This is a genomic window from Paenibacillus zanthoxyli JH29, from assembly GCF_000520715.1.
Taxonomy (GTDB): domain Bacteria; phylum Bacillota; class Bacilli; order Paenibacillales; family Paenibacillaceae; genus Paenibacillus_AQ; species Paenibacillus_AQ zanthoxyli.
On record NZ_ASSD01000386.1, the window covers coordinates 1 to 8,774 of the forward strand.

Here is an 8,774-nt window from a genome sequence, read left to right on the forward strand (position 1 = left end):
GCTGAATGCGGAAATCTAACGGCAGGGTTCAGTAAGTAACACTTGATACTTGTCCAAGTGGGTGGGAACTCACCTTCTACTACTTCATACGCTTACGCGATCCGTAGATACTTGATTTCTTTTGTTTCGCCCAAGTAACGGATATCTCCATGCAGATACTTAGATAATATCCCTTTGCTGCCGTGTACATCCCGGTGTTCGGTATAGCCGCAGGAACAGTTGTAGTTTCGGGTGGGTGTCTTTTTTCTTCTACCGCAACAAGGACATTGTTGGCTGGTGTAGCTAAATACTTCTTCTTTTTGTAAGGATATTTGGTGTGCAGACCTTGCTTTCTGGCATGTTTTGCGCTGTCTCTGGCAAAGAGATATTTATGGCAGACCGCCTGTACAGACTGCGAATGCAAAGGAAACTGATTCTTCAATGCCGCTTGAAGTTCCGTTTTTCCGATCCATTTTCCACCATGCTGTAGGGCATAGTCTTTAGCCACCGATAGACACTGATTCAAACTTCCGCTGAAATCCGGTTGCACGTAAACAGCCGTTCCAAATCCAATTTGGAGGTGTGAAACGGTGTTTTGACACATCGGATCATCTGGTTTTCGCCTCCTTCCCTTGATGGTCGATGTACGCCTTCAATACCTCAAAAGGAGCGCCGCCCACAGTAGTTAGGCAGAAGCTTTGCGACCAATAATTTTCTTTCCACAGCTTCGTTTTAACTTCGGGAAAGTCTTTTTTGATGAGGCGAGAGCTGGCACTCTTACAGGCATTGCAAAGGATAAGATGGTAGTTCAGGGAGAATACCGAGTGATTATTAGAGTCCAATTTCATTGATAAGGATTGGCTCGAGCGGAAGCCGTTCACTACTTGGGCCACGGAAGCCATCTCCATATCCTCCCCTAATGTTAAAAAAACGGCATTAATTAGCGCTATCGTACAAATTTTTACAAAAAAAGCATGTACATTTCGAGTCAATTGGTATAAATTATATGTGTGGTCCAATATATTTTTACATTTTTAAAAAAATATTACATATTGGAGGACTGATCATTGAGAAGAATTTTTGTTTTGAGCTGCGGATTTTACTTGTTAATCGGAATTACAAGTGTCGTCTTGGGGTCCCTTCTGCCTGTTCTTTTGTCCTATTATGATCGTGCTTACAGTGATGGCGGAACTTTATTATTTTTGCAATTTCTTGGATTTTTGGTCGGTGTTTTAGCTTCTCCAATGATGTCCGCCGGAATGGGCAGGAAATGGATGCTTGCGTTTGCGCTGCTCAGCATAATTGTTGCATACACGGTCATAGGGTTTTTACCTCCTTGGATTTGGGTCGTAGTGATGACTTTAGGGGTTGGATTTGGGTCCGGTATTATTGAATCCTCTATCGGAGCGTTTACGATTGAATTTGCGGAAGAGCAGAAAGCTGTCGCCATGACAAAATTAGACGTATATTTCGGGCTTGGCGCCCTGCTGATTCCAGCCATAGTAAGTTTGTATATCACCCTCGGGATATGGCAAGTTACTTTTTTCACGATCTCGGCAATAACGTTCATCTTGATGCTGATGTGGATCACGATGCCGGCGGCAAGTTCAAGCAAGCTTCGCGACCCGGGTTCGGAAGGTTCTGGAGATTCACCGAAAAAAATCCGCTATACCGGCAGACATATCCCTCTTCTAACCCTCTTTGTTGCTTTCTTTTTTGTATATATGGGTCTGGAGCTGGGGTTGATGAATTTTCTTCCATCTATTTTGATAGAGACCATCCAAGTTAAAGAATCCGTTGCCGCTTTAAGTGTTACGATCCTCTGGGTCGCCATGGTTATCGGACGCTTGTTTGTTGGGAAAATTGCGGAATCGGTCCGGTATACTCCATTTTTGTTCTGGAGTACGGTTGGCACACTCCTGTTTATCGTTGCGATGGCCGCAGTCTCAAGCGAATGGGTTACCTATCTGCTTATTTTCGGTATCGGCCTATTTATGTCGGGGCTATTCTCCATCGCTCTAGTCTACGCTAATTCGTTGATTCCGGGCATGACGGAGAAAACAACAAGTATCCTCATTGCATCAGGAGGAATCGGCGGGGCTGTTCTACAATTTTTCATCGGATGGAGCATGAGCGAATGGTCCGCAATCCATTCCGTCTGGATATTGGCAGGCTTTAGCGGTGTGTTACTCCTGTCCATAGGGCTCACGCATCAATGGAAGGTCAGGAACCAGCCGATGGGAAACCACTTGATCCACCAAGGTAATGACATATAAGGGAACTTTTTTTGCCGCAAGCGTTTTGTTACTCATCTTGATTCATTTAAGGAGGGGATGCCCACATAGCCCGTAATTCGAACATTCATACATTGGAGGGAAGAGTATGCAAACCTTAACAACGAGCCGCTTCAGATATGGAAAAGGGATTAAGTTGATTAATGATTCAGGCGTGGAGTATTTGGATGGTGTTTCCGGTACCTTCAATCTTTCGTTAGGCTATAACCACCCTTATGTTGTCGAGAAGGTACAGGAACAAGTCGGGAATCTTTCTCATATGTCCTCTACTTTTACCGAACCGTATGTCAATGAAGTACTGGGGCAATTAGCAGAATGGGCTCCTAATGGGATTAATGCCGGCTGGATGAGAGATATTACAGGGTCTACCGCTAACGAATGTGCAACAAAAATTGCACAGAAGTATACCGGGTCCTCGGATATTATCAGTTTGTTCCTATCCCATCACGGCCAAACCCAGTTTGCGACAGGCATTTCAGGAAACGCGTTCCGCCGTAAAAAATTTCCTAATACGGCTGCCGCAAATTCCGTGCATGTACCGGCTCCCTACTGCTACCGATGCCCTTTTCATTCTTCACAGCCCAATTGCGGGTTCCAATGTATAGAAGCCATTTCCGATCATATCGAATATGCGAGCTCAGGCTCGGTCGCTTGTATAATTATTGAGCCGATTCTGGGAAATGGGGGGAATATTGTTCCACCCGTCGGATATTTTGAGCGTCTTCGCAAGTTGTGTGATGAATATAATTTAATTCTGATTGCTGATGAGGTTCAAACCGGAATAGGCCGTACAGGCTATATGTATGCCAGCGAACTTTTTAATATACAACCCGATATCATAACACTTGCAAAAGGTCTTGGCGGGATAGGGGTACCGGTCGCGGCCGTATTAATGCAATCCCGTTTGGATGTGCTCGAGAAGCATGAGCATTCTTTTACTTCCGGAAGCAATCTCATCTCTGTAATCGCTGCTAAGTCCACCTTGGAGGTTGTATCTGAACCGGGATTTCTCGACGAAGTAAAGTTGAAAGGAGAGATATTAAGCGATTTGTTGGGTGAACTCGCCGCCAAATACAAGTGCATTGGCGAAGCGCGCGGGGTTGGATTAATGTGGGGCCTTGAAATTGTTGATAGCGAAGGAGAGCCTGATGTGGCGAAAACCAATGCGATTATTGAGCGGGCATTCACCGATCAACATCTTATCTTGAGAGGATCGCGATATGGATTTGGTAATGTAGTGAAAGTGAGACCTTCCCTTACGGTTACAGACGATGAACTCGTTCAAATTGTAGAAAAACTGGAATCGGTTATTCATAGCGTCCAATACATTTAAAGGAGGGTTTTTAATGCTTGCTTTAGTTTATAAATCGACTTGGGATGTTGTTCTTGAGGAAAGACCCGTACCAGCTCTCACAAAGGATAATCAGGTATTGGTTCGCATCCGGGCCACTGGCGTGTGCGGTACGGATCTGGGGATTATAAGCGGAAAGTATCACGCGGTGCCTTCCGTCATTCTCGGTCATGAATCCGCGGGAGAAGTAATCAGTGTAGGTAAGGCGGTAGATACCCTTCAGCCTGGTGACCGTGTTGTGATCAATCCCACTTATTACTGCGGACACTGCGAGATGTGCAGAACCGGCAGGGAGAACCACTGCACCTATAAATCCGTAACAGAAACAGGCGTAAGCGCAGATGGTACATTTACCGATTATTATATTACCGAGGACCGTTTCCTGTATAAATTAAAAGATCATATTAGCTATGAGGAAGCTACCTTGACCGAACCGCTTAGCTGTATACTTACCGGGATTAATCAGATTCATCTTCTTCCTAATTTCAGAACCATTATTCTGGGTGCGGGGCCTATTGGCATTCTGTACAGCTATGCCCTTGCGTCCAAAGGCGTTACGGGTTGTTTGGTGGACATTTCAAAGGACCGTTTAGCTATAGCCGGTTCGATCGCCCCCGAACGCTGGCAGGTACACGAATCATTTGAGACAGCCGTTCAGGCTTTGGCTCCTGAGAGGCAACAGGTGGATCTGATTGTTGATACCACAGGGGCTGTCGGCACACAGGTCTTATCGAATCTGGCACATGGCGGATACTTAATGCTTATGGGGTTGAGAGACGGGACAAGCACATTTAATCCGAAGGAAATGGTTGACCGCAGCCTTAAAATTATCGGCTCCATTGATTCATTGGGAACTTTTGCGACAGCACATTACTTGATCGAACAAGGTATTATTCCCGGGAAAAAAATAATTACTCATACTTTCCCGTTAAATCAGTATAAGGAAGCCTTTAACGCCTTGGGATGCGATTTAAACGAACGAACGCTGAATCCCTCATCTAAAGCGATTAAAGTTATTCTCCAATCCAACTGATCTATCTTTGAATATTTTATAAAATATATATAAAGTCCAGAGGAGGGATCTTGATGGAGTCTATGAGGTCCTTGAGGCAACCCGATTGGAAAGAAGCTTCGATAAAGGCTGTACTATTTGATATGGACGGCGTGCTCATTGACAGTGAACCTATTTATTTTGAGATAGAAAAAAGCTCTTTTGTCCACTTCGGTGCTGCTGTAAGCGAGGAGGAGCATCATACCTATGTGGGCGTCACGCTGGAATCCATGTGGCGGCAGGTTCTAGTTAAGCACCAAATACAGGCCACTATAGACGAGGTGGTATCCTATCATAAAGAAAACGTATTTAAGACACTGTCATCGTATAATAATCTCCAATTCATGCCTGATGCGGACCGGTGGTTAAACTGGCTTAAAGAAAGACAAGTTCCGGTTGCCGTTGCTTCATCCTCTCCCCGGGCGCTGATTGAGCTTATTATGGATCAGACAGGTCTTGGGCGGTATTTTGACATAAGGGTGTCAGGCGAGGAAGTTAAACACGGAAAGCCCGAACCGGATATCTTTCTTCATACTGCCAAACTGCTGGGTGTTGAACCTTCTTCCTGTCTCGTAATCGAAGATTCGCGTAATGGTGTACAAGCTGCTAAAAGCGCCGATATGCGGTGCATAGGTTTTCAGAATCCCGGATCAGGCCGTCAGGATCTGTCGTTGGCCGATCACGTGATTACAAGTTATGAGCAATTATGGACAATCAGAAATTCCTTGCCGGTTGGATACCATTCACAACTTGCTTTTGAAAAGCTGCTCTAAAAACTCAGCATGGAATTATAACAGAAACCCGTTTCACAGGAAGAATCGCTGAGTTCTCCTTCAGTCGCGGTATCCGGTTCTCGTAGAAATTTATAGTCATGGATAAACGCGAAGCTTATACTAAAAAGACTAAAAGGTCTTTCCTTGAGTAAAAGGGAAGATCTTTTAGTCTTAGAAAGAAAAAGCGGTTTATGAATGTATTGCACTAAGCATCTTCAGCCATAGGCTGCATATGGACATCCGTGTCGGGCGTAGCCCAGCCCCACCTGGTGAAAACAACTTGCAGACCGGCATTCGTCGGCGCACATAGATATGGGCCGGCCTGCCAATTTTCCTCAGGTTGCAGGCGGCAGACGCGGATGGTTCTCCAAGGATGATGTTCCGCCCGCGCTCTCAAAATTACCGCATCGCGCAGCCGGGATGCCCGAATGGTTATGATCTTTCCCTCCCACTCAGGAACCGGGGAAAGCGACCAATCTGAAAAACCCGCGGTTACGACAGCGCCTACATGCGGTATTCCATCGTTTATTTCAACTCCTGCTTTTATCCATTGGCTTGAATGACTCCATAGCATTAGTCCGGCTTGATCGTACAAATTATCGAAGCCGGTCAAGTGGAAACTAACCTCAACCGCATCTTCGCCGCTCCATGGGACAAGAAGCGAATGACCATTATCTCGTTGAAATCCGTACATTGTAGTTTGCCAATAATCGCTTCCCTTCAACGCCTCGACGACGAGGGTACCTTCCTTTTCGCAACAAAATGACGGCTCCGTCAGCCATATGCCTTCCGACCAAGATATCTTCTTCTCAGACATGTTATTCCTTCTTTCATCTTTATTGAACGTGATGTTTTTTGTGACTGATACCTCAATTATACGTAAAATTAATTACATAGTCACCATAATTGATATAAAACATATTGATTCTTCCATATTATCTATTTACGGATAGTAACTGCATGCAGCAAGCTCCAGCATGAAGACACACCTGCTCTTTTTTCTGACCGTTAGCGAAGACTATAAAAAAACTGACGACGGTTAAGTACCGGCGCCAGTTTCCAGTGTTTTTTCAGTGTCTATAAACGGGGACTTGACCACAATGCCCGGGACGTTCTTTTTGTCAACCCAATGTATCTATTATTTCTACGGGGCTCTTGGTCCTAAGAGTTTTGTGCTTAAGCCTTCAGCACATCATGATCTACATATCTCGCGCCATTCAGCTCGCTGATGACGTTAATCGCTACCTTCGCGCCGTCGCCCGCCGTAATGACGGCATGCACGCTGACTCCGGCAACGGTGCCTGCGGCCCAGATGCTTTCAATGTTGGTCTTGCCGGAAGCGTCCACGGCGACAACGGTCTTGATTCTCGGCTCGGTGCCGTCCTTCGTTTCAACGCCCGCTTGGACGGCCAGATCCGTCAGCACGCCGGTAGCCAGAATGACATGCTTGGCCTCATAGGCTGCGCCGCTATCGGTTTCAATAGCAAAGCCGTCTCCGCTTTTGTTGATAGAGATCGCCTGTCCCGCGATCAGCTCCGCTCCGAACTTCACCGCCTGCTTGTGCCCGGTCTCCACGAGGTCGGGTCCGCCAATTTCCGAAATGCCGTAGTAATTCTCGTACCAGCCTCTGCGGGTCATCCCTTTGTCATTGTCGATCAGCAGCGTTTTCTTGCCGGCCTTGGCGGCGAACAGCGCAGCGCTTGCCCCGGCAGGACCGGCTCCGATTACAGCGATATCGTACATATGATAACCTCCTAAAAGTTTTGCGGAGCATAGGCTCCTTGAAATGGCAACGCAGCAAAACTCGCTTCGAAAGCACGGGCCAAGTTTTGCGGAGCATAGGCTCCTTGAAATGGCAGCCCAGGAAACCCAGCTTCGTTTCTATTGTCGCTATCTATTATATCGTTAGCTACTGGTTCTTTGCCAGTGCCTGCAAGCAGGGCAGGATCACCCGGAAGGATGTGCCTTTGCCCGGCGCGCTGGCAACGCCGATTTCTCCGCCATGCGCCTCAACTATTGATTTCGATATGGACAGTCCGAGCCCCGAACCGCCGTACCTCCGGGCGCGGGAAGGGTCGCTGCGGTAAAATCGGTCAAACACATGGGGGATATGCTCCGCAGGGATGCCGATTCCGTTATCCTGCACGGTCAGCTCCGCGCGGGAGCCGATAGACTGCAGGGAGACGGTTACTTTGCCTGTCTTGGGGTCGGTATACTGCACCGCGTTCTGGAACAGATTCAGCACCACCTGCTTAATCTTGTCAGAATCGTAAATACCGCTTATGCCGCAGGAGATATCGAAGATGAACTGGCGGTCTCCGGCAATCATCTCAAGCTGTGGACGCATCTCGCCGATCACTTCGTCCAATCGAAGCTCTTTGGCATGAAGCTGCGGGGCACCATCCATCCGGGACAGCAGCAGCAGATCCTCCACCAGCTTGTTGATTCGCTTCGATTCGCCGTGCATGCTGCGCAGCGCATGATACAGCTGCTCCTTGTTCTCCGCAGCTCCCCGCAGCAGCACCTCCAGAAAACCGTGAATGGAGGTCAGCGGCGTCCTAAGCTCATGAGAAGCGTCAGCCGCAAATCTGCGCATCTGCTCCTTGGCTTCCCGCTCACTCTGAAACGAAGTCTCAAGCCGCTTCAGCATCGCATTGAAGGAATGGGACAGCTGGTCGATTTCGGTCTGGCCCTGCGAGGCCAGGAACCGGACATCGAGATTTCCGGCGTCGATCACCTGGGCGGTTCTGCCCATATTGGACAGCGGCACAAGAGTCCTGCGGAGTGCGGGCAAATACAGCAGAGAGCCGCCCAGCAGAGCCGCTGCGGACAGAGCGGCATAGATCAACAGCTGACTCATAATAACGCTGCGCAGCGAAGCCGTATCCGTTGTCATTTGCAGGACGCCAGTCGGATGATAAGGATGGCCGAGAATCATGAACACGGCCAGATGCTCGGTTCCGTCTTCGGCGGTCAGGAGCTTGTAATCGCGAGTCACTCTATACACGGGATGCGCAAGCAGCTCATTATATTCTTCGTCGGTCATACGGGGAGCGGACGCTTCGTCCGCCGTTTCCGCCTGCAGATCGGTGAAGGTGCCGTCGGTCCTATACAGGGCGATCATCGTATGGGCATCCAGCAGGAGGGGGCGCCGTCCTTCGCCCCATATGACGCGCGGACCGCCTCCGCCGCTGGCTTGACCAGATGCTTCGCTGCCGTTGTTGGAGACGGCGCCGGGGGACACAGGATTTCCGCTACCGGCATCTGCGCCGCTGCTGCCAGGAACCGGGCCGTCCTGCGGGCCTGCCGCAGCGGCTCCCCGGGAC

At 48.4% G+C, this 8,774-nt stretch carries 9 protein-coding genes; 4 read left to right on the forward strand and 5 right to left on the reverse strand.

Annotated elements, in window-relative coordinates; genetic code table 11:
• Positions 1 to 79: 79 nt before the first annotated feature.
• Both L691_RS31345 and L691_RS0114385 read right to left on the reverse strand, forming a co-directional pair.
• Positions 80 to 487 (reverse strand): hypothetical protein, encoded by a 408-nt coding sequence (locus L691_RS31345; RefSeq protein ID WP_232229188.1) that lies wholly within the window; start codon positions 485 to 487, stop codon positions 80 to 82.
• A gap of 100 nt (positions 488 to 587) precedes the next feature.
• Positions 588 to 827 (reverse strand): transposase, encoded by a 240-nt coding sequence (locus L691_RS0114385; RefSeq protein ID WP_025691190.1) that lies wholly within the window; start codon positions 825 to 827, stop codon positions 588 to 590.
• A gap of 219 nt (positions 828 to 1,046) precedes the next feature.
• Here L691_RS0114385 and L691_RS0114390 point away from each other — a divergent pair, with 219 nt between their 5' ends.
• The 4 genes from L691_RS0114390 (at position 1,047) to L691_RS0114405 (ending at position 5,448) form a co-directional block, all read left to right on the forward strand.
• The gene (locus tag L691_RS0114390) at positions 1,047 to 2,255 is read left to right on the forward strand and encodes an MFS transporter (protein ID WP_025691191.1); all 1,209 of its coding nucleotides are present in this window, start codon (positions 1,047 to 1,049) and stop codon (positions 2,253 to 2,255) included.
• A 106-nt stretch (positions 2,256 to 2,361) separates the two neighbouring features.
• The gene (locus tag L691_RS0114395; RefSeq protein WP_025691192.1) at positions 2,362 to 3,606 is read left to right on the forward strand and encodes an aspartate aminotransferase family protein; all 1,245 of its coding nucleotides are present in this window, start codon (positions 2,362 to 2,364) and stop codon (positions 3,604 to 3,606) included.
• Between the two features lie 13 nt (positions 3,607 to 3,619).
• Positions 3,620 to 4,657 carry a zinc-dependent alcohol dehydrogenase gene (locus tag L691_RS0114400; RefSeq protein ID WP_025691193.1) on the forward strand — a complete coding sequence of 346 codons (1,038 nt, stop codon included), beginning with the start codon at positions 3,620 to 3,622 and terminating at the stop codon, positions 4,655 to 4,657.
• A 53-nt stretch (positions 4,658 to 4,710) separates the two neighbouring features.
• The gene (locus L691_RS0114405; protein ID WP_232229189.1) at positions 4,711 to 5,448 is read left to right on the forward strand and encodes an HAD family hydrolase; all 738 of its coding nucleotides are present in this window, start codon (positions 4,711 to 4,713) and stop codon (positions 5,446 to 5,448) included.
• Between the two features lie 205 nt (positions 5,449 to 5,653).
• Here the strand turns inward: L691_RS0114405 and L691_RS0114410 are convergent, their stop codons facing one another.
• From L691_RS0114410 to L691_RS0114420, 3 genes are all read right to left on the reverse strand, one after another.
• A complete protein-coding gene (locus tag L691_RS0114410; RefSeq protein ID WP_025691195.1) occupies positions 5,654 to 6,265 on the reverse strand; it encodes a DUF1349 domain-containing protein in 612 nt (203 codons plus the stop codon).
• Between the two features lie 359 nt (positions 6,266 to 6,624).
• Positions 6,625 to 7,191 carry an FAD-dependent oxidoreductase gene (locus L691_RS0114415; RefSeq protein WP_025691196.1) on the reverse strand — a complete coding sequence of 189 codons (567 nt, stop codon included), beginning with the start codon at positions 7,189 to 7,191 and terminating at the stop codon, positions 6,625 to 6,627.
• A 166-nt stretch (positions 7,192 to 7,357) separates the two neighbouring features.
• Positions 7,358 to 8,774 (reverse strand): sensor histidine kinase (locus tag L691_RS0114420; RefSeq protein WP_025691197.1); only part of this gene is annotated, 1,417 nt, incomplete at its 5' end.